Source organism: Streptomyces durocortorensis (assembly GCF_016901035.1).
Lineage (GTDB): Bacteria > Actinomycetota > Actinomycetes > Streptomycetales > Streptomycetaceae > Streptomyces > Streptomyces durocortorensis.
Genome location: NZ_JAFEUF010000553.1, coordinates 1 through 515 on the forward strand (window position 1 = coordinate 1; position 515 = coordinate 515).

1 pseudogene is annotated in these 515 nt (G+C 73.2%); it reads right to left on the reverse strand.

What is annotated here, in order from left to right:
• A pseudogene (locus tag JS521_RS36040) lies at positions 1–515 on the reverse strand (MarR family transcriptional regulator); the annotation flags it as partial.

Consider the following 515-nt stretch of genomic DNA (forward strand, 5'->3'; position numbering starts at 1 on the left):
GATGTCGTGGGTGCCGGGTCCGGGGCCGCCTCGGGCGGGGTGCGCTGCAGCGGTACGGAGGCGGGGGCCGGGGGCTCCGCAGGCGTTGCGGGAGCTTCCGGCGCGGCCGTGGGGGCTGCGCATTGGGTGGCGGTCTCGGTGGCGAGGTAGGTGTTCCACCACTCGTTGTCGCGCGCGGTGCGGGACCAGAAGGTCCGGGAGACCCAGCGGGTTTCGTCGCCCGCGCCGACGGAGCACCGTACGCGCCGCAGGTGTCCGGCGACGGAGAGGGCGTTCAGGGCGCTGGAGATGGCCTGCTGTCCGTAGAGCGGGAGCTGCTTGGCCAGTTGCTTCACGCTCATCGCGGCACCTTCGGGGAGGTGGTCGACGAATCCGGCGACGTAGCGTTCGCGGATCGGGAGGAGCGCGAAGTCGTCGCGCGCGCGGGCCTGTTGGTCCGGAGCGGAGCGTTTGCCGTAGCCGGGGTTGGCCATCGGGTACGCGGCGGAGACTGCGGGGACGGGCAGGGCGAGGCT